The organism is Bradyrhizobium sp. 191 (assembly GCF_023100985.1).
Taxonomy (GTDB): Bacteria; Pseudomonadota; Alphaproteobacteria; order Rhizobiales; family Xanthobacteraceae; genus Bradyrhizobium; species Bradyrhizobium diversitatis.
Genome location: NZ_CP064692.1, coordinates 4,817,412 through 4,843,367, shown reverse-complemented (window position 1 = coordinate 4,843,367; position 25,956 = coordinate 4,817,412). Strand labels below are relative to the sequence as shown.

At 64.3% G+C, this 25,956-nt stretch carries 19 protein-coding genes; 10 read left to right on the top strand and 9 right to left on the bottom strand.

Going from position 1 to position 25,956, the window contains the following annotated elements; all coding sequences use genetic code 11:
* Positions 1-2: 2 nt before the first annotated feature.
* From urtC to urtA, 3 genes are all read right to left on the bottom strand, one after another.
* Positions 3-1,145 (bottom strand): urea ABC transporter permease subunit UrtC, encoded by a 1,143-nt coding sequence (urtC, locus tag IVB23_RS22475; RefSeq protein WP_247800075.1) that lies wholly within the window; start codon positions 1,143-1,145, stop codon positions 3-5.
* A gap of 17 nt (positions 1,146-1,162) precedes the next feature.
* Positions 1,163-2,089 (bottom strand): urea ABC transporter permease subunit UrtB, encoded by a 927-nt coding sequence (gene urtB / locus IVB23_RS22470; protein WP_247800074.1) that lies wholly within the window; start codon positions 2,087-2,089, stop codon positions 1,163-1,165.
* A 127-nt stretch (positions 2,090-2,216) separates the two neighbouring features.
* On the bottom strand, positions 2,217-3,476 hold the full coding sequence (gene urtA, locus IVB23_RS22465; protein WP_194390427.1) for an urea ABC transporter substrate-binding protein: 1,260 nt from the start codon (positions 3,474-3,476) through the stop codon (positions 2,217-2,219).
* A 169-nt stretch (positions 3,477-3,645) separates the two neighbouring features.
* Here urtA and IVB23_RS22460 point away from each other — a divergent pair, with 169 nt between their 5' ends.
* Both IVB23_RS22460 and IVB23_RS22455 read left to right on the top strand, forming a co-directional pair.
* Positions 3,646-7,017 carry an ATP-binding protein gene (locus tag IVB23_RS22460; RefSeq protein WP_247800073.1) on the top strand — a complete coding sequence of 1,124 codons (3,372 nt, stop codon included), beginning with the start codon at positions 3,646-3,648 and terminating at the stop codon, positions 7,015-7,017.
* Positions 7,007-7,927, top strand: coding sequence for a response regulator (locus IVB23_RS22455; RefSeq protein ID WP_247800072.1), 921 nt, complete (start codon positions 7,007-7,009; stop codon positions 7,925-7,927). Before IVB23_RS22460 ends, IVB23_RS22455 begins: the two co-directional genes overlap by 11 nt.
* 250 nt (positions 7,928-8,177) lie before the next feature.
* On the opposite strand, the gene IVB23_RS22450 is transcribed toward IVB23_RS22455, so the two are convergent.
* Positions 8,178-9,680: an NAD(P)/FAD-dependent oxidoreductase gene (locus tag IVB23_RS22450; RefSeq protein ID WP_247800071.1), complete on the bottom strand. Its 1,503-nt coding sequence runs from the start codon at positions 9,678-9,680 to the stop codon at positions 8,178-8,180.
* A gap of 126 nt (positions 9,681-9,806) precedes the next feature.
* Positions 9,807-10,565: a trypsin-like serine protease gene (locus IVB23_RS22445; protein ID WP_247800070.1), complete on the bottom strand. Its 759-nt coding sequence runs from the start codon at positions 10,563-10,565 to the stop codon at positions 9,807-9,809.
* 110 nt (positions 10,566-10,675) lie between these two features.
* Between IVB23_RS22445 and IVB23_RS22440 the strand changes: the two genes are divergently transcribed.
* A complete protein-coding gene (locus tag IVB23_RS22440) occupies positions 10,676-11,311 on the top strand; it encodes an HAD-IA family hydrolase (protein ID WP_247804952.1) in 636 nt (211 codons plus the stop codon).
* 97 nt (positions 11,312-11,408) lie between these two features.
* Here IVB23_RS22440 and mtnA read toward each other — a convergent pair whose 3' ends face one another.
* The 3 genes from mtnA to IVB23_RS22425 all read right to left on the bottom strand — a co-directional run bounded on the left by mtnA (position 11,409) and on the right by IVB23_RS22425 (position 13,965).
* On the bottom strand, positions 11,409-12,515 hold the full coding sequence (gene mtnA, locus IVB23_RS22435; protein ID WP_247800069.1) for an S-methyl-5-thioribose-1-phosphate isomerase: 1,107 nt from the start codon (positions 12,513-12,515) through the stop codon (positions 11,409-11,411).
* A gap of 18 nt (positions 12,516-12,533) precedes the next feature.
* The gene (locus IVB23_RS22430) at positions 12,534-13,409 is read right to left on the bottom strand and encodes an S-methyl-5'-thioadenosine phosphorylase (protein ID WP_061879799.1); all 876 of its coding nucleotides are present in this window, start codon (positions 13,407-13,409) and stop codon (positions 12,534-12,536) included.
* Positions 13,410-13,692: 283 nt separating this feature from the next.
* Positions 13,693-13,965 (bottom strand): phosphopantetheine-binding protein, encoded by a 273-nt coding sequence (locus IVB23_RS22425; RefSeq protein WP_247800068.1) that lies wholly within the window; start codon positions 13,963-13,965, stop codon positions 13,693-13,695.
* Between the two features lie 356 nt (positions 13,966-14,321).
* On the opposite strand from IVB23_RS22425, the gene IVB23_RS22420 reads away from it, so the two are divergent.
* From IVB23_RS22420 to IVB23_RS22390, 7 genes are all read left to right on the top strand, one after another.
* Complete coding sequence (locus IVB23_RS22420; protein WP_247800067.1) at positions 14,322-15,539, top strand: acyl-CoA dehydrogenase family protein; 1,218 nt, start codon at positions 14,322-14,324, stop codon at positions 15,537-15,539.
* A 56-nt stretch (positions 15,540-15,595) separates the two neighbouring features.
* The gene (locus IVB23_RS22415; RefSeq protein WP_247800066.1) at positions 15,596-16,576 is read left to right on the top strand and encodes an amino acid--[acyl-carrier-protein] ligase; all 981 of its coding nucleotides are present in this window, start codon (positions 15,596-15,598) and stop codon (positions 16,574-16,576) included.
* A gap of 36 nt (positions 16,577-16,612) precedes the next feature.
* Positions 16,613-17,488: a hypothetical protein gene (locus IVB23_RS22410; protein ID WP_061879803.1), complete on the top strand. Its 876-nt coding sequence runs from the start codon at positions 16,613-16,615 to the stop codon at positions 17,486-17,488.
* A 330-nt stretch (positions 17,489-17,818) separates the two neighbouring features.
* Positions 17,819-20,683: a PAS-domain containing protein gene (locus IVB23_RS22405; protein ID WP_247800065.1), complete on the top strand. Its 2,865-nt coding sequence runs from the start codon at positions 17,819-17,821 to the stop codon at positions 20,681-20,683.
* Positions 20,684-20,886: 203 nt separating this feature from the next.
* Positions 20,887-21,864 carry a tripartite tricarboxylate transporter substrate binding protein gene (locus IVB23_RS22400; protein WP_197965427.1) on the top strand — a complete coding sequence of 326 codons (978 nt, stop codon included), beginning with the start codon at positions 20,887-20,889 and terminating at the stop codon, positions 21,862-21,864.
* A gap of 147 nt (positions 21,865-22,011) precedes the next feature.
* On the top strand, positions 22,012-22,497 hold the full coding sequence (locus IVB23_RS22395) for a tripartite tricarboxylate transporter TctB family protein (RefSeq protein WP_197965426.1): 486 nt from the start codon (positions 22,012-22,014) through the stop codon (positions 22,495-22,497).
* 4 nt (positions 22,498-22,501) lie between these two features.
* The gene (locus IVB23_RS22390; protein WP_197965425.1) at positions 22,502-24,010 is read left to right on the top strand and encodes a tripartite tricarboxylate transporter permease; all 1,509 of its coding nucleotides are present in this window, start codon (positions 22,502-22,504) and stop codon (positions 24,008-24,010) included.
* A gap of 97 nt (positions 24,011-24,107) precedes the next feature.
* On the opposite strand, the gene IVB23_RS22385 is transcribed toward IVB23_RS22390, so the two are convergent.
* Positions 24,108-25,802 (bottom strand): bifunctional diguanylate cyclase/phosphodiesterase, encoded by a 1,695-nt coding sequence (locus IVB23_RS22385; protein WP_247800064.1) that lies wholly within the window; start codon positions 25,800-25,802, stop codon positions 24,108-24,110.
* Positions 25,803-25,956: the final 154 nt, after the last annotated feature.

Sequence of the window (25,956 nt, the reverse complement as noted above, 5' to 3'; positions counted from 1 at the left end):
CCTCACTCTGCCGGTGCGCCGTCGGCGACCGAACTGCCGTTCCAGCCCGTCTTCGCCTTGCGCGAGGCGAACAGCCGGTCGATGCGTGGCTGCACGTAATCGGCCCAGAGCCCGGACAGGCCGTTCGGGAAGGCAAGCACGACCGCGATGAACAGCGCGCCGAGGCCGAACAGCCAGAGCTGCGGGAAGGATTCCGACAGGCTGGTCTTGGCGAAGTTCACCAGGATGGCTCCCCAGATCGCGCCGAAGATCGACGTCCGCCCGCCGACGGCTGTGTAGATCACCATCTCGATCGACGGCACGATACCGACGAAGGACGGCGACATGAAACCGACATTGAGCGCGAACATGGCGCCGCCGATCGCGGCGAAGATCGCGGCCATGCAGAAGGCGAAGATCTTGAAATTGGCGACGCTGTAGCCGGAGAAGCGGACGCGGTCCTCCTGCTCGCGCATCGCCACCAGGATGCGGCCGAGCTTGGTCAGCCGGATGAACTGTGCGATGCCGATGCAGGCGAACAGCAGCACCACCTCGACGAAATACAGGATGACCTTGGCGTGGTCGGGCCGGATGTCCCAACCCTTGAGCGTGCGCAAATCGGTCATGCCGTTGATGCCGCCGGTGTAGCCCTGCTGCCCGACGATCAGGATGGTCAGGATGGCGGCGACCGCCTGGGTGATGATCGCGAAGTAGGTGCCGCCGACGCGGCGCTTGAACATCGCGGTGCCGATGATCAGGGCGAAAAGACCGGGCACCAGGATGATGGCGAGGATGGTGAAGGTCAGGCTGTGAAACGGTTGCCAGAACAACGGCAGCGACGTGATCTGATTCCAGTCCATGAAGTCGGGAATACCGGGCGTCGACTGGATCTTGGTGTTCTCGACGCTGGAAGCCTCGAGCTTGAGGAACATCGCCATGCAGTAGCCGCCGAGGCCGAAGAACACGCCCTGCCCCAGGCTCAGAATGCCACCATAGCCCCAGCACAGCACGAGGCCGAGCGCAACGAAGGCGTAGGTCAGGTACTTCGCGACGAGGTTGAGGCGGAATACGTCCAGCGACAGCGGCAGGATCACGAACAACACGGCGGCCAGGACGATGAAGCCCGTGAGTTCGGAGCGATTGAAGAAGCGTGAGTTGATGATCATGGCTTGCCTGCTTCTCGTTATTTGCGGACTTTGAGGGCGAAGAGACCCTGCGGCCGCAGCATCAGGATGCCGACGACGGCGAGCAGCGTGAGCACCTTGGCCATCGAGCCCGACATGAAGAACTCGAGGGTCGATTGCGTCTGCGAGATCGAGAAAGCCGAGGCGATGGTGCCGAGCAGGCTGGCGGCGCCGCCGAACACGACGACCAGGAAGGTATCGACGATGTAGAGCTGCCCGGAGGTCGGACCAGTGGAGCCGATCATGGTGAAGGCGCTACCGGCGACGCCCGCGATGCCGCAGCCGAGGCCGAAGGTGTAGCGATCGACCTTCTCGGTGTTGATGCCGACCGCACCGGCCATGATGCGGTTCTGCACGACCGCACGCACCTGGCGGCCCCAGCGCGACAGGTAGAGAACGTAGGCAACGGAAACGGTGATCAGCAAGGTGAGACCCATCACGAAGACGCCGTTGATCGGCACTTCGATGCTCTCGGTCACGTGCAACGAGCCCAGCATCCACTGCGGCAGCTCGACGCCGACCTCACGCGCGCCGAACACGGAGCGATAGGCCTGCTGGAGCATCAGGCTGAGGCCCCAGGTGGCGAGCAGCGTGTCGAGCGGGCGCTTGTAGAGGTGCCGTATCAGCACCCACTCCACCAGCATGCCCAGGGCGCCGGATGCGATGAAGGCCAGGATCATCGCGAGGAAGAAGTAGCCGCCGAACAGGCTCGGCATGTAGGCCTGGAAGACGTTCGAGGTCATCCAGGTGACGTAGGCCCCGAGGATCATGAACTCGCCATGGGCCATGTTGATGACGCCCATCTGGCCGAAGATGATGGCAAGCCCGAGGGCCATGAGGACATAGACGGAGAACAGGATCAGTCCGGCAAAACCCTGCATGACGAAGATCGAGCCAAGGTCGCCAATCGAATAATCGCCGAACATCTATGTCCTCCGTCGAGATGGGATCCCGCGTCGCGAGCAGGTTCGCGACGCGGGGGCTTGAGGCATGGACTTGCGATCCACGCCAGGGAGCGGCTTGGTATCGGGGAGAAAGCGCGACGGATGCCGCTTACTGGTAACCCTTCGGGAACGGATCGGGCTCGACGAGATCGGCGGTCTCGTAGATCAGCTCGAACTGGCCATCCAGCTTGGCGCGACCGACCCGGGTCTTCGACCAGAGATGATGGTTCTCGTGGATGCGGACGTAACCTTCCGGGGCCCCCTTGAACTCGACACCGGGCGAGGCCGCCGCGATCTTGTCGACGTCGAAGGAGCCGGCCTTCTCGACCGTCAACTTCCACAGCCACGGTCCGAGATAGGCAGCCTGGGTGACGTCTCCGATCACGGTCTTCTCGCCCCACATCTTCTTGAAGGCGGGCACGAAGGCCTTGTTGTTGGGGTTGTCGAGCGACTGGAAGTACTTCATGCAGGCGTACGCACCGGCAATGTTCTCGCCACCGATGCCGTCGATTTCGTCCTCGGTGACCGAGATCGTCAGCAGCGGCTGCTTGGCGAGGTCGATGCCGGCGGCCTTGAGCTGCTTGTAGAAGGCGACGTTGGAGCCACCGACGACGTCGGTGAAGATCACGTCGGGCTTGGTCAGCTTGATCTTGTTGATGACCGAGTTGAACTGAGTGCTGCCGAGCGCATAGTACTCCTCGCCGACGACCTTGCCCTTCAGGACGTTCTCGACGTGCTTGCGCGCGATCTTGTTCGAGGTGCGCGGCCAGATGTAGTCGGAGCCGATGAAGAAGAAGGTCTTCGCGCCCTTCTCCTTGGCAATCCAGTTCAGGCCGGCGAGAATCTGCTGGGTCGCCTCCTGGCCGGTGTAGATCACGTTCTTGGACTGCTCGAGGCCTTCGTAGAAGGTCGGGTAATAGAGCATGCCGTTATACTGCTCGACGACCGGCAGCACCGCCTTGCGCGAGGCCGAGGTCCAGCAGCCCATGATGGCCGCGACCTTGTCGTTGACCAGCAGCTTCTTGGCCTTTTCGGCGAAGGTCGGCCAATCGGAGGCGCCATCCTCCTGGATGAATTTGATCTTGCGCCCGAGGACGCCGCCGGCCGCGTTGATCTGCTCGATCGCGAGCTTTTCGGCCTCGATCGAGCCGGTCTCGGAGATCGCCATGGTGCCGGTCGCCGAGTGCAGGATGCCGACCGTCACCTCGGTGTCGGTGACCGCGAGACCCGTGGTGTTGACCGCCGAGGTCGCCGGGGCCTGCGCAAAGGACGCCCGCGGCAGCATCGTGATAGCAGGCACGGCCGCCATCCCCATCAACAATTTGCGCCGAAGCGGCGACAATAGGCCCTTGTTTGCTTCGTCTGACATGAGCACCCCACTTTTGTTCGAGAACGCGCTATTGGTGCCGTGAGGATGGCTCGAATTTATGCAGCGCAAGCATACGCAAGATCGCGTATACTGCACCGCAAAATGCCGACGTAGGCTTCTGGTACGGAATTTGCGAGGGGTCCGGGTCCGTATCGGGAGTGGGGATTCAGTGGCAGGGCGGCAGCGAATAGACCGCGTCAGGCGCCAGTACAACCAGTGGGTCGCCAACCAGACTCTGGAAGACTACGCCCTGCGCTTCACCGCCAAGAGCGCACGCCGATGGTCCGCCGCCCGCGTCGCCAACACGGCGCTGGGCGCGATCTCGTTCCTGGCGATGGAGGCGATTGGCGGCACCATCACGCTGAACTATGGCGTCACCAATGCGACTGCCGCCATCCTCGTGGTCTCGATCATCATCTTCTGCTGCGGGGTGCCCATTGCGTATTATGCGGCCAAGTGCGGCATCGACATCGACCTGCTGACGCGGGGAGCCGGCTTCGGTTACATCGGCTCGACGGTCACCTCGCTGATCTATGCGTCCTTCACCTTCATCTTCTTTGCGATCGAGGCCGTGATCCTCGCGTCCGCGCTCGAAATGTGCTTCGGGATTCCGCGGCCGGTCGGCTATCTCATCAGCGCCGTCGTCATCATCCCGCTGGTGGCCTACGGCATCACGCTGATCAGCCGCTTCCAATTGTGGACGCAACCGCTGTGGGTGATCCTTCACATCATTCCGTTCGCGGCGATCGCCTGGCACAACCCGCACTCCTTTACGGAGTGGCGCAAGTTCTCGGGCGAGCACGGCGACCTCAACGGACATTTCGATCTGTTGCTGTTCGGCGTTGCGGCCTCGGTGGTGTTTTCCCTGGTGGCGCAGATCGGCGAGCAGGTCGACTTCCTGCGCTTTCTCCCCCGCGACCGCCGCGCCTCGAGGGTTTCCTGGTGGATTGCGCTGATGAGCGCAGGACCGGGCTGGATCGTGCTCGGCGCGCTGAAGCTCCTGGCCGGCTCGTTTCTCGCCTTCTTTGCGCTTCGCCACGGCGTGCCGCCCGAGGAGGCCGCCGAGCCGGCGCATATGTATCTCGAAGCGTTCCGCTATGTGCTCTCGCAACCTGAGCTCGCACTGGCGTTGACCGGCACCTTCGTGATCCTGTCGCAGGTCAAGATCAACGTCACCAACGCCTATGCCGGCTCGATCGCCTGGTCGAACTTCTTCTCGCGTTTGACCCACAGCCATCCCGGGCGCGTGGTCTGGCTGGTCTTCAACGTCATCGTGGCACTGCTGTTGATGGAGATCGGCGTCTACAAGGCCCTGGAGCAGACGCTGGCGCTCTATTCGAACGTCGCGATCGCCTGGGTCGGCGCGCTGGTCGCCGATCTCGTCGTCAACAAGCCGCTTGGATTGCGACCGCAGCAGATCGAATTCAAGCGCGCGCATCTCTACGACGTCAATCCGGTCGGCGTCGGCGCAATGACGATCGCAACCATCGTCTCCATCAGCGCCTTTTACGGCCTGTTCGGACCTACCGCGAAGGCGCTGTCGGCCTTCATAGCACTCGCCGTGGCCTTCCTCGCCGCGCCGTTGATTGCCTGGGCCACGGACGGCAAGTACTACATCGCACGCAAGCCGAAGCGGAGCTGGCAGAACCTCGAGGCGATCCAGTGCTGTATCTGCGAGCACGCGTTCGAGCCGGAGGACATGGCCTCCTGCCCCGCCTACGCCGGCCCGATCTGCTCGCTCTGCTGTTCGCTGGACGCGCGCTGCCACGATCTCTGCAAGCCGCATGCTCGAATTCAGGCGCAGGTCTCGGAGACGCTGGGCAAGCTGATGCCGCAACCGATCTACGCCCGCATCAACTCGCAGCTCGGCCACTATATCGGCGTGTTCGTGGTCTCTGCGGGCCTCGTCGCGCTGGTGCTGGGCCTGATCTATCTGCAGACGTCGGCGAGCGTCCATGGCGAGAACGAGCTCGTCTCCGACGTGCTGTGGAAGGTGTTCTTCTCGCTCAGCATCATCATCGGCGTGGTTGCCTGGCTGTTCGTGCTGGCGCAGCAGAGCCGCCGCGCCGCCGAGGCCGAGACGCGGCGGCAGACCACGCTGCTGATCCAGGAAATCGACGCACACAAGCGCACCGACGCCGAGCTCCAACGTGCCAAGGAGGTCGCCGAATCCGCCAATTTGGCCAAGAGCCGCTACGTGGTGGGCCTGAGCCATGAGCTGCGCTCGCCGCTGAACGCGATCAGCGGCTATGCCCAGCTGCTCGAGCAGGATACGACACTGGGCCCGAAGCCGCGCGACCAGGTCCGCGTCGTCCGCCGTAGCGCCGACCACCTGTCCGGCCTGATCGACGGCATCCTGGACATCTCCAAGATCGAGGCCGGGCGGCTGTATCTGTCGCGCGACGAGGTGCGTCTCGGCGAATTTCTCGAGCAGCTCGTCGGCATGTTCCGCCTTCAGGCCGCGGCCAAGGGCATCGATTTCGTGTTCAGGCGGCCGGCGTCGCTGCCGCTCGTGGTCTATGCGGACGAGAAGCGGCTGCGTCAGGTGCTGATCAACTTGCTCTCGAACGCCATCAAGTTCACCCAGTCAGGCAGCGTGCAGTTCGTCGTGCACTATCGCAGTCCCGTCGCCGAGTTCGAGGTGATCGACACCGGCCCGGGCATCCGGGCCGACGATCTCGAACGCATCTTCGCGCCGTTCGAGCGCGGTGCGCTCGGCGTCTCGCAGCCGCAGACCGGCACTGGCCTCGGCCTCACCATCAGCCGCCTGCTCGCCGGCGTGATGGGCGGCGATATCAAGGTCGTGAGCACGGTCGGCACCGGCTCAACGTTCAAGGTCAAGATCCTGCTCTCGGAGGTCACTAATCCGCAGCGCATCGCGCCGGTCGAGGCCCCGGTCTCCGGCTATCACGGCACGCGCAAGACCATCCTCATCACCGACGACGACCCCGTGCACCGCGATCTCCTGCGCGAGGTGCTGACGCCGCTCGGTTTCATCCTGCTCAGCGCGCCGGACGGCGCCGGCTGCCTCGCGCTGGCACAGCATTGCCGGCCCGATCTGTTCCTGCTCGACATCTCGATGCCTGCCATGGACGGCTGGACCGTGGCCGAGGCATTGCGCGCGAGCGGCCATCACCAGGCGCGCATCCTCATGGTGTCGGCAAGCGCGTTGGAGGCCCACGGCGCTCCGCTGGCGCAACCCTTCCACGACGGCTACCTGATGAAGCCGATCGACATCCCCCGTCTCCTGGAGACGATCCGCCAGCTGCTCAAGATCGAATGGCAATACGGTTCGGACGAGATCGCGGTGCCGTTCTGGCGTCCCGAGACCGGATCAAAGCCGCCGGTGCGACACATCGAGGCGCTGATCGGGCTCGGCCAGATCGGCTACGTCAAGGGTATCCAGTTGAAGCTGGACGAGATCGGCAGCGAACATCCCGAGCATGCCGACTTCGTCGCGCAGATGCGGTCGCTGGTCGATCGCTTCGATCTCGACCAGTACATGGCCACATTGAAGACGTTGCACGCGTATGAACATTGAGTCGAAGAAGCGCGACGTCGCGCTCGTTGTCGATGACTCTCCGGAGACGCTGCGGCTGCTCACCGACGCGCTCGACGGCGCCGGCATGACGGTCATGGTGGCGCTCGACGGCGCCGCGGCGATGCGCATCATCGACCAGATCACGCCCGACATCATTCTGCTCGATGCCGTGATGCCCGGCATCGACGGCTTCGAGACCTGCCGCCGGCTCAAGCGCGATGCCGGTCTCGCCAACGTCCCCGTGATCTTCATGACGGGCCTTGCCGAGACCGAGCACATCGTGCGCGGGCTTGAAGCTGGCGGCGTCGACTACGTGACCAAGCCGATCGTGATCGAGGAAATGCTGGCGCGCATCCGCGTCCATCTCGGCAATGCCCGGCTGACCCAGAGCGCGCGCACCGCGCTCGACGTCTCCGGCCGGTTCCTGTTCGCGGTCAACCGCCAGGGCAACGTGCTGTGGGCGACGCCGCAGGCGCAGAAATTGCTGACCGACCATCACGGCGCGCAGGCCGACGATTTCGTCCTGCCGCCAGCGCTGCTGCAATGGCTGGAACAGGCCAAGGCCAAGGGCAGCTCGAAGTCGCAAGGAGCTTCCTTGCCAGACAATCCGCAACTTCGGCTCTTCTACATGGGTGAGACCGCGCCGAACGAGTTCCTGCTGCGGCTCTCCAGGGAGTCCGGCACCGCGCTGCCACCCGAATTCACCAGCGAGCTCGGCCTCACCACCCGTGAGGGAGAGGTTCTGGCCTGGCTCAGCAAGGGCAAGACCAACCGCGACATCGCGCAGATTCTGGGCCTCAGCCCGCGCACGGTCGACAAGCATCTGGAGCAGATCTACGCCAAGCTCGGCGTCGAGAACCGCACCGCCGCGGCCGCGATTGCCACGAATGCGACGCGGAGAAATTCGTGAGTGCGGTGCGAATGAGTTGGAACGCCGCTAGCCCAGCTGACAGTGTCGTCCCGGACAAGCGCGCCTCAAGCGCTCGCCGATCCGGGACCCATAACCACAGGGAAATGTTTGGCGAAGGCTCGGAGTAACTCGCTCCATAACCACTCCCTGTGGTTATGGGTCCCGGGTTCGCTTCGCGCCCCGGGACGACAGCGGAGTGTGTGGCGAGCGTCGCGCCGCCCTCGACGCGACCTCTCGCCTACGAACGTCCTCACCCATAGACGAACGCCTTGTCGTCCAGATCCGTCTTCGGGATCTCGTCCTTCTCGGTCCAGTAGTCCTGGCTGTGCTGCCATTCCGGCTTGTCGCCGCGCTTGGGCAAGAGGTCCATGTTGCGCATCATGTAGCCGGGGTTGAAGTTCTCCGGATCGATCCAGGGCAGGATCGGCATGTTGTGGTCCTCGGGACGCAGCTTGATTTCGACCTTCTTGGCCCCTTTCGCCTTCATGTGTCCGAGCAGCCGGCAGACGAAATCAGCGACGAGATCGACGCGCAGCGTCCAGCTGGCACGGAAGTAGCCGAACACCCAGACCATGTTGGGCACGCCGGTGAACATCATGCCGCGATAGGTGACGGTGTCGCCAAAAGCGAGTGGCTTGCCGTCGATCTCGAATTCGATATCGCCGAGCGCGGCGAGGTTGAACCCGGTCGCGGTGACGATGATGTCGGCCTCGAGCACCATGCCCGATTTGAGCTGGATACCGTTCTCGACGAAGCATTCGATCTCGTCGGTCACGACCGAGGCCTTGCCGCTGGCGATGCCCTTGAACAAATCGGCATCCGGCACGAAGGCGATGCGCTGCCGCCACGGCCGGTACTTCGGCGTGAAGTGGGTCTCGACGTCGTAGTCGGGACCAAGGATGGCGCTGATCTGGCCGATCAGCTCCTTCTTGACCTGCTCGGGCTTGGACACGCAGAGCTTCGTGAACGCATCCTGCTCGAACAGGATCTTGCGCCGCACGATCTCGTGGATCCAGGTCTCATCGACCTGAAGCCGGCGCAATTCTTCCGCGATCTCGATGGCGTTGCGGCCCAGGCGGAAGTAAGTGGGCGAGCGCTGCAGCATGGTGACATGCGCGCATTGGTCCGCGATGTTCGGCACCAGCGTTGCCGCCGTCGCGCCCGAGCCGATCACGACGACCTTCTTGTTGGCGAGGTCGATATCATCGGGCCAGGTCTGGGGATGGACGATGCGGCCCTTGAAGCGGTCCATGCCCCTCCATTGCGGCGTGTAGCCTTCGGAATGGCGATAATAGCCCTGGCACATCCAGAGGAAGTTGGCGGTGAAGATCTTCGGCTCGCCGGTGTCGGTTGTCACCGCCTCGATGGTCCAGAGATTCTGCTCGCTCGACCAGCTCGCTGAATTGATCTTGTGCTTGTAGCGGATGTGCCGCGCGATATCGTTGTCGTCGATCACCTCTTTCATATAGGAGAGGATTTCCTCGGCGGTCGCGATCGGCGGGCCGACCCACGGCTTGAAGCTGTAGCCAAAGGTATGGAGATCGCTGTCGGAGCGAATGCCGGGATAGCGATGTGTGCTCCAGGTGCCGCCGAATGTTTCCTGCGTCTCCAGGATGACGTAGCTCGTGCCCGGAAGCTGCTTCTGGATGTGATAGGCGCTGCCGATGCCGGAGATGCCGGCGCCGACGATCAGCACGTCGAAATGTTGAGAAGCCTGTTTGGTCGTGGCGTGACTGCGAACAGCGACATTCATTGTTGTTTCTATGCCTTGCTTGTTTTTTGTGGCCGCCCTTGACCGGACGGCGCGTTTCCTCCGCGCCGGGCAGTTTCGCCCGCCGCGCTTCCGCTACAAAATGACATAGATCAAGTCGCGGTCAAATCACAGCGCCGCACCCCAGCTCCGCGCGGTCTGCAAAATCCAGTCGCGATAGAGCGTGAGCGGCGTGACGCCCGTCAATCCGCCGCAACCGGCGGCGCCGTTCGGCCCTGTCGACCAACTGATGAGCCCGACGAGCACGGGACCATTCGGCCTGTCCTCGAACACGGGGCCGCCGGAATCGCCGGTGCAGGCGCCAATTCCGTCGCGAACACCGTTGGTTACGGGATCAACCAGGCGAATCTGGAGCGTGCCGGGCTGCCCGGTCGTAACGAGGCCGGCCACGCGCGTCGTACCGCCGCTCTTGCCGTCGCCGCGCACGGTGACGCCGATGCCGGCGATGACGAAGCGGCTGCCGACCCGTATCGGAATATTCGGCATGCCGACCGTCACCGTGGATTTTCCTTTGAGTGGAATTTCCAGCTGCAGCAGCGCCACATCGGCGGTGGCGCGATGCGCCTGCATTGCCTGGATGTTGAAGTTCGGATGGATCGCGATGGTGCGGACGTTCAGCAATTGCGGCTGGCCGTCCGCGCCGCGATCGACGATCTTGTAGTCGGCGCCGGGCTGCACGCAATGAGCGACTGTCAACACCAGCCTCGGGGCGATCAGGCTGCCGGTGCAGAAATTGCCCCGCGATCCGACGATGGTGACGACCGCACGCGCGACACCATCGGCCTGCGGCGTGCCGCCGCCGACGATGGCGTGGGCAGGCGTGGTGAGCAGCAGCGCTGCTGCGATGAACGTGGCGAGCTTCTTCATGGGAACACGCTTTGGCGTCAGCATCGGTGAAGGAGGGAGACGGCCTCAGACTGGCTCTTGCCGATAGCGCATGCTAGCCCTCTTGGAAAGGAATTGACGAGGGCATGACATTGACCATCGAGGCTGTGATCTTTGATTTTGGCGGCGTGCTGACGAGCTCACCATTCGAGGCGTTCACGCGGTTCGAAACCGAGCGCGGCCTGCCCATCGACATCATCCGGCGCACCAATGCCGCCAACCATCTGGAGAACGCCTGGGCCAGGTTCGAGCGGGCCGAGGTGGACATCGACACCTTCGACGAATTGTTCGCCGCCGAATCGCTCGCGCTTGGCGCAGAAGTGCGCGGCCGTGACGTGCTGCCGCTGCTGCAGGGCGATCTGCGCCCGGAGATGGTCGAGGCTCTGAAGCGTATCAAGGCGCAGTTCAAGACCGGCTGCATCACCAACAATTTGCCGGCGAACGCCATCGGCAGCCTGACAGGACGATCCCTCTACATCGCCGAAGTGATGGTGTTGTTCGATCACGTCATCGAATCCGCCAAGATCGGCCTGCGCAAGCCCGATCCGCGCATCTACAGGCTGATGGTCGAGACGCTGAAGGTCGATCCGAACAATTGCGTCTATCTCGACGATCTCGGCGTCAACCTGAAACCCGCGCGCGAGATGGGGATGACGACGATCAAGGTGACGAGTGGAGCGCAGGCGATCGCGGAGCTCGAGAAGGCGACGGGGCTGAGGCTGACATAGTTCGCGAATGCTGTAGGGTGGGCAAAGCGAAGCGTGCCCACCACAACAAGCAGATGGTGGGCACGGCGCTTGCGCGCCTTTGCCCACCCTACGAGAGCTACTCCGCCGCAGCAGCGATCCGTTCCGGGAACGCTGCCGCCAGCGAGTCGCGATCCGCCTTCAGCACGCCGCGTTCGGTGATGAGGCCGGTGACGAGCCGCGCCGGCGTCACATCAAAGGCGTAGTTCGCGACCGGCGAGTTCTCCGGCACGATACGAACCGTCTCCAGCCTTCCGTCGGCGGTGCGGCCGGTCATGTCGGTGACCTCCGTGCCACTGCGCTGCTCGATCGGGATGTCGCGAATGCCGTCATGGACGGCGAAGTCGATCGTCGGCGACGGCAGCGCGACGTAGAACGGCACGCCATTGTCATGCGCCGCAAGTGCCTTCAGGTAGGTGCCGATCTTGTTGCAGACGTCGCCATTGGCGGCGACGCGGTCGGTGCCGACGATGGCAAGATCGACCATGCCGTGCTGCATCAGGTGTCCGCCGGTATTGTCCGGGATCACCGTGTGCGGCACCCCGTGATGGCCGAGCTCCCAGGCCGTGAGCGAAGCACCCTGGTTGCGCGGCCGTGTCTCGTCGACCCAGACATGAACCTTGAGGCCGCGCTCATGCGCGAGATAGATCGGCGCCGTCGCCGTCCCCCAATCGACGGTGGCGAGCCAGCCGGCGTTGCAATGAGTGAGGACATTGACCGTCTCGCCCGGCTTCTTCGCCGCAATCGCCTCGATCAGCTTCAGACCGTTGCCGGCGATGCCGCGGTTGATCTCGACGTCCTGCTCGACGATCTCGTCGGCGCGCGCATAGGCCGCTTCCGCCCTTTCAAGGGGGTCGATCGGCGCGAGCGTCGCGCGCATCTCGTCCAGCGCCCATTTCAGATTGATCGCGGTCGGCCGCGCCACGACGAGCGTGTCATAGGCGCGCTTCAGGCCTGCATCCGAGGCATCCTCGCGCATCGCGAGCGCCATTCCATAAGCGGCAGTCGCGCCGATCAGCGGCGCGCCGCGCACCAGCATGTCGCGGATTGCGACGGCCGCGTCCTCGCAGGAGGTGAGGCGCGCAATAACGAATTCATGCGGCAACCTGCGCTGGTCGATCGCGCCGACCGACCAGCCGTCACGCTCGCGCCAGATGCTGCGGAAATGCTTGCCGTCGACCTTCATGGCATTCTGCCTTTCACATCACGCCCGCAGGATGCGCCCGGCCACCGCATCGAGCTTCTTCAAAAGCCCCGGATCGCGCGCCTCCGGCGCCGTGATCAGCGCGGTGTCGAGCGCACGGTCCGAGCCAATCGGGCACGCCTCGTGCTCGCGCGGAAAATCCTTCGCCAACCGTGCCACCAGCGCCTTCGCCTTGTCGGCGTTCGACGTCAACACGCGGATGATGTCTTGAACGGTGACGGCGTCGTGATCGGGATGCCAGCAGTCGAAATCCGTCACCATCGCGACGGTTGCGTAGCAGATCTCCGCCTCACGCGCGAGCTTCGCCTCGGGCATGTTGGTCATGCCGATCACGGAATAGCCTGATGTCTTGTAGGTCATGCTTTCCGCATAGGTGGAGAATTGCGGCCCCTCCATACAGACATAGGTGCCGCCGCGCGCGACCGCGATGCCCTCGGCTTCGGCCGCCGCCGCGAGATGGATGCGCAGCCGCGGCGAGACCGGATGCGCCATCGACACATGCGCGACGCAGCCGCGGCCGAAGAACGAGCTCTCTCGCTTGTAGGTACGGTCGACGAACTGGTCGACGAGAACGAAAGTCCCGGGCGGCAGTTCCTCCCTGAAGGAGCCGCAGGCCGAGAGCGAGATCAGGTCGGTGACGCCGGCCCGCTTCAGCACGTCGATATTGGCGCGATAGTTGATGTCGGAGGGGGACAGCCGGTGGCCCTTGTCATGCCGCGGCAGGAACACGATCGGCAGGCCGGCGATGGAGCCGCGCCGCAAGGGTGCAGACGGCTCGCCCCACGGGCTCTTGATCACCTCTTCGCGCGCACCCTCGAGGCCCGGGAGGTCATAGATGCCCGAGCCGCCGATGATACCCAATACCGCCTGCGTCATGCCTTCTCCAACCTGTCCGCCATGTGTGAGATGGTTAAGCTATGCCAGCTTTGCGGCGGTTTTGGAACGGGGTGGACGAATGATGGCGGTGTCGTGAGCGGCGATGGCGCGGGCCACACACTCGGTGTCGTCCCCGCGAACGCGGGGACCCATAACCACAGGCCGTGGTTTGGCGAAGACTGGTCGTCTGGTACTGCGACCGTCAGAGATCGATAGATTCCGCGGTATGGGTCCCTGCGTTCGCAGGGACGACAGACAGCGGAGCAAAGAGCGTGCGCCTAACCTAGGCCGCGCTCGCCGGCTGCAGCTGGGTCGCGATCATCCGCTCCAGCGTCTCGACGGACTGGAAATTCTCCGGCGTGATCTCGGATTGCGGGATGGTGAAATCGAACTCGGCTTCGACGCCGAGCATCAGATTGACCATGTCCATCGACGTCAGGCCGACATCAACGAGCTTGGCGGAAGAGGTGACGTCTGCGGTGAGTGAATTCTGTTCGAGGATGCCCTTCACCAGCTTGATGATGCGATTGCGCACGTCGGTATTGAAGGTCTGCATCGGCAAATTCCCATCTGTCTAACGAGGTCGGACCGGACTGCCGGCTACGATGGGCACGGCTTGCCGGTCCTGCAATGGGCGGCACCAATACTTCGCGTTTGTTAGTAAACGATGACTCAGATCGTCCGGAATTCAGGCTTCTTCCAGAGTCCTAACGCGATGCAGGGAAATCCGGTGATGCAAACAACCGGCCCTTAACTGTTCGTCCGGAATTGGGCTTTGTTTACCCTCTATTTCATCGACGAATTTGAATTAAATCCGTAGCCTCGTCTCACAAGCAAAGATGGCCGGAGGATCGCCGGCGGCATCGCGAATGATGCCGGCGATCTCGAACGGCAAAACGGAGGCGGACGAGCATGAACGTGCGTGAAGCGGTCCTTACTGTCGACGAGATGCAGACGAGCTTCCTCGAGCAGGGGCCTTCCCTGATCGAGCGCGCCGCCCGGACCGCCGCCGCTGCTGCGGCCGACGCAGACGGGGTTGATCGCGACGCCCGTTTCCCGCACAAGGCGTTCGAGGTCGCGCGTGAGCAGAGGCTGCTCGGCGTGATGGTTCCGGTCGAGTTCGGTGGCTTCGGCGCTTCGATCCATGACGTCACCGACATCTGCTACACGCTCGGACGCGCCTGCGCGTCCACCGCGATGATCTACGCGATGCACCAGACCAAGGTCGCCTGCATCATCAGGCACGGCCATGGCATTCCCTGGATGGAGACCATGATGCGCCGGGTCGCGCGCGACCAGTGGCTGCTCGCCTCCTCCACCACCGAGGGCCAGAACGGCGGCAATATCCGCGCCAGCGCCGCCGCGGTAGATCATGCCGGCGACACCGTCTCGCTGGTGCGCGACGCCACCGTGATCTCCTACGGTGCCGAAGCCGACGGCCTCGTCACCATCGCCCGCCGCGCCACCGATGCCGCGGCTTCCGACCAGGTTCTGCTGGCCCTCGCCAAGGACGATTATTCGCTGAAGCGGACGCTGGGCTGGGATACGCTCGGCATGCGCGGCACCTGCTCGACCGGTTTCGAGCTGAAGGTCGACTGCCCCGCTGACCGCGTCTTCCCCGAATCCTACGACAAGATTCACGCCCAGACCATGACGCCGTTCGCGCATCTGTGCTGGTCGTCGGCCTGGGCCGGCATCGCCGCTGCGGCAGTGACCCGCGCGCAGGCCTTCATCCGCAAGGCGGCGCGCTCCTCGGGCGGACAAATGCCGCCGGCCGCGGCGCATTTCACCGCCGCCAAGATGTCGTTGGCCAAGCTGCGCGCGCTGATCGCCGCCAACATCGATGCTTTCGCCGGCGCCGAGCATGACGAGCGTGCGCTCGCCTCGCTCGACTTCCAGTCCTCCATCACGCTGTTGAAAGTGCAGGCCTCCGAGCTCGCGGTCGAGACCGTGATGCATGCGATGCGCACCGCGGGTCTTGCCGGCTACCGCAACGACGGCGAGTTCACCATGGGCCGTCACCTGCGCGACGTGCTGTCGTCGCCGATCATGATCAACAACGACCGCATCCTGGCCAACGCCGCGATGTCCACGCTGATGAGCGGGGTGCCGACGAGCCTTCGCGACTGAGATGCCTCGGCGACTGAATCAACAAGAAAAATTTTGAGATAGCAGGACATCGAACCATGAATATTGCCGTCGTCCCCGACTCGCCCGCCACCGCCCCGCAGATGATCGATCCGCTCGATCATCTCGCCGACAAGCTGTTCCACCGCATGGGGGCCGACGGCGTCTACGCCCGCACCGCACTCTATGAGGGCATCGTCGAGAAGCTCGCCGCGCTGATCACCCGCCATCGGGAGGCCGGCACCGAGGTGATGCGCTTCCCGCCGGTCATGAGCCGCGCCCAGCTGGAAAAATCCGGCTATCTCAAGAGCTTTCCTAACCTGCTCGGCTGCGTCTGCGGCCTGCACGGCACCGAACGCGAGATCAACGCCGCGGTGAGCCGCTTCGATGCCGGCGGCGACTGGACATCTTCGCTTTCGCCGGCTGATCTCGTGCTGTCACCGGCCGCCTGCTATCCGGTCTACCCGATCGCGGCGAGCCGTGGCCAGTTGCCGAAGGGCGGCCTGCGCTTCGACGTTGCCGCCGATTGCTTCCGCCGCGAGCCGTCGAAGCATCTCGATCGTCTGCAATCGTTCCGCATGCGCGAATATGTCTGCATCGGCAGCCCCGAGGACGTCGCCGACTTCCGTGAGCGCTGGATGGTGCGCGCGCAGAACATCGCGACCGACCTCGGCCTCAGCTTCCGTGTCGACTATGCCAGCGATCCGTTCTTCGGCCGGGTCGGCCAGATGAAGGCGGTGAGCCAGAAGCAGCAGCAGCTCAAGTTCGAGCTCCTTATCCCGCTGCGCTCGGAAGAGCAGCCGACCGCCTGCATGAGCTTCAACTATCACCGCGAGCATTTCGGCACGACCTGGGGAATCCAGGACGCCAATGGCGAGCCGGCCCATACCGGCTGCGTTGCCTTCGGCATGGACCGCCTGGCCGTCGCCATGTTCCACACCCACGGCACCGATCTTTCCGCCTGGCCGGCGAAGGTGCGGGACGTCCTGGGCTTGCAGCCGCATGTCGCGGCCGAGGCTCATGGCGAAGGCTGGCGCTAAGGCAAGAGGTCGACCATTTCCACGGGCAAGACGAGCGTGATCCATACCAAGGTCCGATGCCGCGAGATCACCGAGTCCGACGTCGACAGGATCGCGGACTTGCTGACGCGCGGCTTCGTGGGGCGTTCGCGCGAATACTGGGTTGAGGGCCTGCGCCGGCAGGCCTTCCGGCCCGTGCCGGAGGGCTATCCGCGCTTCGGCTACATGCTCGACGACGACGGCACGCCGGTCGGCGTGCTGCTCTTGATCTACACGGCGCGCAAGGACGGCGAAGAGACCGCCATCCGATGCAACCTGTCGAGCTGGTATGTCGATCCGGCCTACCGCAACTACGCCCCGCTGCTGACCAAGATCGCCCAGCGGCACAAGGACGTCACGTATTTCAACATCAGCCCGGCGCCGTGGACCTGGCCGATCATCGAGACGCAGGGCTTTCGCGCCTATTGCCGCGGCATATTCTTCTCGGTCCCCGCGCTGTCGCGCGCGCCGCGCTGGAGCGAGATCGAGGTCATCGCGCCGCATGCCAAAGAGATCGAGGGGCTTTCCGACACCGAGACCGAGCTCCTGACACGGCATGCGCGCTACAATTGCCTCAGCCTCGTCTGCCGCACGCCGAAGGGAACGTTCCCCTTCATCCTGCAACCGGTTCGCATCCGCCGCGGCTTTATCGCACCGCCCGCGATGAAGCTGATCTATTGCCGAAGTGCCGGGGAATATGCCGAATGCGCCGGCCGCATCGGCCGGTTGCTGCTGCGGCTCGGCAAGGTCTCGGTGGCCGTCGATGCCAATGGCCCGATTCCCGGCCTCGTCGGCATCTACACTGAGCGGCGCGGCCGTAAATACTTCAAGGGCCCGCACCGGCCACAGCTCGGCGATCTGACGGATACGGAGCTCGTGCTGTACGGGCCTTAAGTAGACCCGCAGCCAACACCCCAGCACCGTCATCCTGAGGTGCTCGCCGCGCCCAGCGCGGTGAGCCTCGAAGGAAGAACGGCCGGGATGCAGCCGGGCCGTCGCCCTTCGAGGCCTCCGCTTCGCTCCGGCACCTCAGGATGACGGTGACAGTTTGGTGCCTGAGGTAGGGCTCCACCGTGCAGATCGCGGCACATACATCTTCACCATCGCCGGTCACCCTCCGTAAACTAACGCGCTTAAGGGAATTTTCCTGCCTCTTCGCTACCCTCGGCCGCTGAATTAAGTTGCTTTAAGTCTATTGCCTGCCGAGGTCCCGCCGAGCCCATGATGTCGACCTGCGACAACGAGCCTGGTGTACGCCGCGAGCAGGGCCCGGACGCCCTGGTCGTCCTGAGCCAGCTTGCGCTCGACCACATGGAGCAGGGCGTCTGCGTCTACGACGCCGACAACCGGATCGTGCTGGTGAACCAGCGCTACCTCACGCTGTTCGACATGTCGGCCGACATCGTGCGGGTCGGCACGAGCTACCGTGAGGTGCTCGAGCACAGCGCGAGGCGCGGCAACTTTCCGCAAGACGAGTTCGACGCGTTGTATTCGGCGCGGATCGCGCAGATCGCCGCCGGCAAGCCGTTCCGGACCGAGCAGCGGCTTGCAAACGGCCTCGTCATGTCGCTCGAGCTAAAGCCGCTCCCCGGCGGCGGCTGGATGACGATCTGCGACGATATCAGCCGCCTCGCCCGGCTCGAAGCGGAATTGAGCCTGCAGACCGAGCGGAGCCAGCACGCGCTCGCCAACATGTCGCATGGCCTCATCATGTACGACGTCGACAGCCGCGTCGTCCTCTGCAACGAACGGTTCCTGAAGCTCTACGATCTCGATCCCGAAATCGTGAAGCCGGGTGTCCCGCATTGTGCGGTGATCGAGCACTGGATGTCGCGCGGCAACCTGCCGGGCATGTCGAACGACGAATTTTACGAAAGCCGGATAGAAGATGTGCGCCGCAGGAAGGCGAAAACCCTGCTGGTTATGCGTTACGACGGACGGATGGTCCAGGCGGTCTCCCGCTTCCTGCCCGACGGCGGCTGGGTGACGGTGCACGAGGACGTCACGGAGCGGCTGCAATACGAGGAAACGCTGAGGCAGCAGAACTTCATCCTCGATGCGGCGCTGGAGAATATGGCGCACGGGCTCGCCTTCTACGACAGCGACATGCGCCTTCGGGTCTGCAACACCACCTACCGCAAGTTCTACCGGCTGTCGCCGGAGGAGACCAGGCCCGGCACGCATCTCGCCGAGTTGATCGAGCGTTCGATGGCGAAGGGCGCATTCTCCTCCGAATACGGTCCGCAACAGCTCCTCGAAGCCGCCTGCACGAGCATTGCGAAGCGCGATTCCTCGCCAATGCGCCGGCGCATGGCGAACGACGCCGTGGTGTCGGTGCGCTACTGCGCACTCGCCGAGGGCGGCTTCGTCGCCACCTATGAGGACATCACCGAGCGCGAGCACGCGGTTGAGGAGCTGAGCGAGCAATATCGGCGCTTCGACGCCGCACTGAACAACATGAGCCAGGGCCTGTGCATGCTCGATTCGAGCCTGCGCGTGATCGTTTGCAACCGCCGTTATCTCGAGATGTACGGACTGTCGCCGGAGATCGTGAAGCCCGGCGTCTCGATGCGAGAGATCATGGAATACGGCTGCGAGCTCGGCATCCATCCGAACATGACCGGCACCAGGCTCTATGCCGACTATGTCGAGAGGTTGCGCGAGGGCGAGCACACGTTGCACCGGCACTTGAGCGACGGCCGCATCATCAAGCTCAATCACAAGCGGATGGAGCACGGCGGCTGGGTCGTCACCTACGAGGACGTCACCGAGCGTCACAAGGCCCAGGCCCGGGTGGCGCATATGGCACAGCACGATTCGCTCACCGACCTGCCCAACCGCACGCTGTTCCGCGAGAAGATGGGCGAAGGACTGAACCAGGTCGCGATCGCCGGCGGCGCCATGGCTGTGCTGTGCTTCGACCTCGACAACTTCAAGACCGTCAACGATCGTCTCGGCCATGCCGCAGGCGACCGCCTGCTGCGCTGGGTCGCAGCGCGCCTGAAAGAGAATGTCGGCGAGCACGATACCGTCGCGCGCCTCGGCGGCGACGAGTTCGCCATCCTCCAGCGCGGACCGCAGCCGCAATCGGCCGAGGAACTCGCCCGCCGCCTCGTCGACATCATCGGTCATCCGCCGCCACTGGAGAGCCAGTCGATCCATGTCGGCGTCTCCGTCGGCATCGCGATCGCACCCGATCACGGGCTCGACGCCGACGAGCTGATGAAATGCGCCGACCTCGCGCTGTACCAGGCCAAGGCCAGGGGGCGCGGAGCCTATCAGCTGTTCGAGCCCGAGATGGAGGAAGAGGCGCGCAGCCGGCACGCGCTGGAGCAGGATCTGGTTGGCGCGCTGGAAGGACGTGAATTCCACCTGGTGTTCCAGCCGCAGATGCGGCTCGATTCCTGCGAGCTCACCGGCTTCGAGGCACTGCTGCGCTGGAAACATCCCTCGCGCGGCTTCGTCTCTCCGGCCGAGTTCATTCCGATTGCGGAGGAGAACGGGCTGATCGTACCGATCGGCGAATGGGTGCTGCGCACGGCCTGCGCGGCCGCCGCGTCCTGGCCCGATGTCACCGTCGCGGTGAACCTGTCGCCGGTGCAATTCCGCGCGCGCGGGCTGGTGGCGATGGTCACGAGCGCACTTGCGGAAGCCGGCCTGCCGCCGCAGCGGCTCGAGCTCGAGGTCACGGAGACGGCGCTGCTCGATGACAGCGAGGCGACGATCGGGATCCTGCACCAGCTCCGCACGTTAGGGGTGCGCGTCAGCCTCGACGATTTCGGCGTCGGCTATTCCTCGCTGAGCTATCTGCGCAAGTTTCCCTTCGACCGCATCAAGATCGACCGCTCCTTCGTCGGCACGCTCGGCGAAAGCCCGGAAAGCGTGGCCATCGTCCGAACGATCGCAAGCCTCGGCTCCGTGCTCGGCGTCGAGACCACGGCGGAGGGGGTGGAGACCGAGGAGCAGCTCGATTTCGTTCGCGAATGCGGCTGCACTGCCGTGCAGGGCTATTATTTCGGCAAGCCGTGTCTCGCATCGGAGGTCGGCCGCACCATCGAGAGGCTGAACATGGTCCGGCGCGTGGCCTGACGGCTTCGTCTCCTCAAATTCCGTCTCTCGGCACGCGGCCGAACGACGAATTGTCGCATGTGCCGGCTCTGCCCGCATGGCCCAACCGATCGCCGCGTGCGGTCCGCGCAATGCGCTTTTCTTCTCCCTCGATTTCAGGAACAATCGTCTCACAAGAACAAGAGGCGGCGGCCAAAAGGGGCCGCTGCGAGGGAGGCGTTTCGATGTCAGGATACGGGCTGAAGACGATCGCATTTGCCGCGGCGCACGCTGTCATGGGCGCATTGCTCTCCACGGCCGCCATTGCGCAGGACTATCCCACCAAGCCGATCACGCTGATCGTGCCGTGGCCGGCCGGCGGATCGACCGATATCTCGATGCGCGCGATTGCCGACAGCGCCTCGAAGATCCTGGGTCAGCCGATCGTGATCGACAACAAGGCTGGCGGCGGCGGCACGGTGGGACCGGCGACCATGGCGGCGGCCGCGAAGCCTGACGGCTATACCATCTCGCAGATCCCGATCACGGTGTTCCGCCTGCCGCTGATGCAGGAGGTGTCGTGGGATCCGGCAAAGGACTTCAGCTACATCGTCCATCTTACCGGCTACACCTTTGGCGTGACGACCAGTGCGGAGTCGCAGTTCAAGAGCTGGAAGGACGTGGTGGAGTTCGCCAAGGCCAACCCGGGCAAGGTGACCTACGCCACGCCGGGCGCTGGCACTTCGCTGCATATCGGCATGGAGCAGATCGCGGGAATGGCCGGCATCAAGCTGACGCAGGTGCCGTTCAAGGGAGGTGCAGAGACCAATGCCGCCGTGCTCGGTCAGCACACCATGCTTCAGGCGGATTCCACGGGATGGCGGCCTCTGGTGGACGCCGGCAAGCTACGGCTGCTGATGGTGTGGACCGGCGCCCGCTCGCCGAACTATCCCGATGTGCCGACGCTGAAGGAGCTCGGCTATCCCATGGTCTATGATTCCCCGTTCGGCATCGCCGGCCCGAAGGGCATGGATCCCAAGATCGTCGCCAAGCTGCACGATGCCTTCAAGAAGGCGCTCGAGGACCCCGCGGTGATCGCGACACTCGCCAAATACGACATGGTGCCGAACTACAAGACCACTGAGGACTACAAGAAGTTCGTCGTCGAAGTCACCGAGTCCGAGCGCAAGGTGATCGAGACACTGGGGCTTGCGAAGAAGTAGCTGGCCTCGCCACAGATGCCGGCGTCGTCTTGAAGTGCGGACCGCACTTGCGGCTCGCCTCGAAGGATGGATCAGGGCACCGTCGCCCTTCGAGGGCCGCTGAAGAAGCGGCCACCTCAGGATGACGGTGATCGAGAGGTGCTTCAAATGAACAACGACCGAAACGTCAAGCTCCGCCTCAGCAATTCCGAGCTCTGGGGCGGACTGATCGGGCTCGCGCTTGGCGGCTTCGTGATCTGGTCAGGCTTGAAGCTCAGGCTCGGCACCATCAACGATCCCGGCTCCGGCTACGTGCTGTTCTATACGGGCATCCTGATGTGCGTGTTCGCAGGCGCCATCATCCTCTCGGCGGTCACCGAGGGCGGTCCGACACTGGCCTCGCGCTGGGAGAATGTGCGCTGGAGCAAGCCGCTTCTCGTCATCGCCTGCCTCACCGCATTCTCGTTCGCGCTGGAGCCGCTCGGATTCCTGTTGTCGTCGATCCCGCTGATGCTGCTGCTGTTGCGGCTGATCGATCCCGTGCGCTGGACGTTGGCGATCCCAATCGCCGTGCTGGTGCCATCAGGCATGTGGTGGGTGCTCAAGCGGCTGCTGTTGATCCAGTTGCCCTCAGGCCTGTTCGGGATCGGTTGATCGCATGGATACGCTTGTCAATGTGGCCCATGGATTCGGCGTCGCGCTGCTGCCGATCAACCTGCTCTACTGCTTCATCGGCGTCTTCATCGGCACGCTGGTCGGCGTGTTGCCGGGCATCGGGCCGATCTCGGCCATGTCGCTGCTGCTGCCCGTGACGCTGTCGGGGACGCCGGAATCCGGCATCATCATGATGGCCGGCATCTATTACGGCTCGATGTATGGCGGCTCGACCACCTCGATCCTGGTCAACATCCCGGGCGAGGCCGCCTCCGTCGTCACCTGCATCGACGGCCACCAAATGGCGAAGCAGGGCCGTGCGGGCCCCGCCCTCGGCATCTCCGCTTTCGGCTCCTTCGCCGCGGGCACGTTTGCGCTGATCGCCCTGATGCTGGTGGCACCGAAGCTTGCAAGCATTGCCATCGCCTTCGGCCCGGCCGAGTATTTCAGCCTGATGGTGCTCGGCCTCGTCGTGCTCACCTTCCTCACCCAGGGATCGATGCCGAAGGCGCTGCTGATGGCGTGCATCGGTGTCGTGCTCGGGCTGGTCGGGCTCGACAGCATCACCGCGCAGCCGCGGCTGACCTTCGGCCGCATGGAATTGATCGACGGCATCGGCCTCGTGCCCGTCGTGATGGGCCTGTTCGGCGTCGCCGAGGTGCTGCTCAACACCGAGCAGGTCATCAAGCGCGACATCATCAACACCAGGATCACCCATCTCCTGCCCAGCAAGGATGACTGGAAGGCGAGCGCAGGTCCGGTCGGCCGCGGCACGATCCTCGGCTTCTTCCTCGGCATCCTGCCGGGCGGCGGCGCGGTAGTGGCGTCATTCGCCTCCTACGCGCTGGAGAAGCGGCTGTCGAAGACGCCCGAGCGTTTCGGGCATGGCGCGATCGAAGGCGTCGCGGGACCGGAATCGGCGAACAATGCCGCGGCGGGCGGGGCCTTCATTCCGCTGATGACGCTCGGCATTCCGCCGAATGTCGTGATGGCGCTGCTGCTCGGGGCCTTCGTCATTCACGGCCTGCAGCCGGGACCGCTGCTGATCACGCAGAATCCAGGCCTGTTCTGGGGCATCGTCGCCAGCATGTATATCGGCAACGTCATGCTGCTGATCCTGAACCTGCCGATGATCGGCATGTGGGTGCAGCTGCTCAAGCTGCCCTACAACATCCTGTTTCCCCTGATTATCCTGTTCACGATCATCGGCGTCTATTGCTCGAGCAACAACGTGTTCGACGTCCATGTGATGATCGCGTTCGGGATCATCGGCTATTTCATGCGCAAGCTCGGCTATGAGCCGGCGCCGCTGGTGCTCGCCTTCGTGCTGGGGCCGATGATGGAGAACAACCTGCGCAAGTCGCTGATCCTGTCGCAGGGCGATCTCTGGACCTTCGTGCAGCGGCCGATCTCGGGAGTGTGCCTGACGCTGGCGCTCGTGCTGCTGATCGCGCCGCTGCTGCCGTCGCTGCGCAAGAAGCGCGAGCTGGTGGCGCTGGATGAGGGGGCGTGATCGTAGGGTGGGTTAGCGAAGCGTAACCCACCTCTTCTGTCTTTGCGGATGTGAACAGTGGTGGGTTACGCCTTCGGCTAACCCACCCTACTAATTCTCAGCCCGCCGCGGGCAGCGCATTATCCGGCGGCGCGCCCCACGGCCGGTCCGCAGAAGCCAGCCCGATCAGGCGGCCCTGGATGTAGTCGCAGCCCCACTCACGCAGCATGCCTGCGGCTTCCTCGTCCTGCACCCATTCAGCGACCGTCTTGATGTCGAGGCGGCGCGCGAGGTCGATCAGGGTCTGCACGAAGGCGCGGTCGTCGGCGGAGCGGGTGACGTTCTGCACGAAAGCGCCGTCGATCTTCACGATGTCGACGCCGAGCTTGCGCAGGTTTCGGAACGAGGTGTAGCCGGCGCCGAAATCGTCGATGGCGATGCGGCTGCCGAAATTCTTCAGCCGCGTGACGAAGCCGCGGACGTCGTCGATGTCCTGGATCGCGACCGTCTCTGTGATCTCCACGATCAGCCGCTCGGCGACACCGGGATGCGCCAGCATCAGCGACTCGATCCCGGCCCACCAGTCCGGATCCATCGTCGTATCAGGTGAGATGTTGAGGCTGAGGCAGATGTCGGGCGCAGCGGCGAGTTCGGCGACCACGAGCTCGAGCACGCGGTGGTCGACCAGGCGGATCAGGCCGAGCCGCTCGGCGACCGGCACGATGTCGGGCGCGAGCAGCACCTGGCCATCGCCCTGGTCCATCCGCACCAGGCACTCGTGGAAGGCGCGTTCGCGCGAGCTGGCCGAGACCACCGGCTCATAGGCAAGCTTGATGCGGCGTTCGTTCAGCGCGGTGACGATCTCGTCGGTGACGCGGATGTTGACCCGGCGCTGAGCGTCGCGCGCGGCGTCCGGGCGCCACGCGGCGAACGAGCCGGCGCGGCGGCGCTTTGCGGCATCCAGCGTTTCATGGGCGCGGTTGACCGCTTCATCGGTGTTGCGGGCATAGCGCGGCAGGCTGACCGCGCCGATCGAGGCGGTGACCGAGACCGGGCCGGATTTCGTCGGCACCACCTCGTCGCGGATGCCGGTGAGGAAGCGCTCTGCGGCGACGTTCATGTCGTCGACGGTACAGTTCTTCAGGATCAGGCCGAACTTGTTGCCGGAGAAGCGCCCGAGCACGTCGCCGCCGCGCAGGCGCGAACGAATGCGCTTGGCGACATCCAGGATCACGGCGTCGGCGACGTCGAAGCCGAAGGCGTCGTTGACGCGGGCGAGATGATCGATCCCGACCAGCATGAAGGCCGCGGTCGAGCGGAAGCGGGACGTCTCCTCGATCGCCTCGGCCAGTGCCGCCAGCAGATGGGAGCGGTTGAGCTCGCCGGTCAGGGGATCGAGCCGGGCCAGCTTGGCCAGTTCCTCGTCGCGGGCGTGGCGCTCATTGTTGATGCGGACGGAGCCGATCGCACGTGTGGGGCGACCATCGGGGCCCGCGAACCAGCGGCCGGTCTCCTCGACCCAGATCACGGGATCGGAGGCGCTCATGCGCACGCCGTACTCGACCCGGTAAGGCGTACCGCCGGCGCCGTGCACGGCGGAGGTCTGCGCCAGGGCCGCGGTCCGCAGCGTTTGCGCTGGCTCGATCAGCTTGGCGAATTCGGCGCCGGTCGCGAGCCGCTCGGCCGGGATGCCGGGAAAGATGCTGGCGACTTGCTCGCCCCAGACGATGGCATCGCTGGCGATGTCCCAGGCGAACACGGCCTGGCCGAGCGCGGCGAGGATGTCGGAGGCTTGCGGCAATGCGGGAGTCAAAATCGCCTCGTTCTGGGACAGTGGAGAAGTCCTGAGCCGGCACAGGATAGAGCCAGATTCGCCCCCGACCCTAGGCAAAGTTGATAAACAATTTGGAAACCACGTTTCCCGGGCGTGGGGAACCAAACCGGCCCGGGCGGCATAGGCCTTGCGA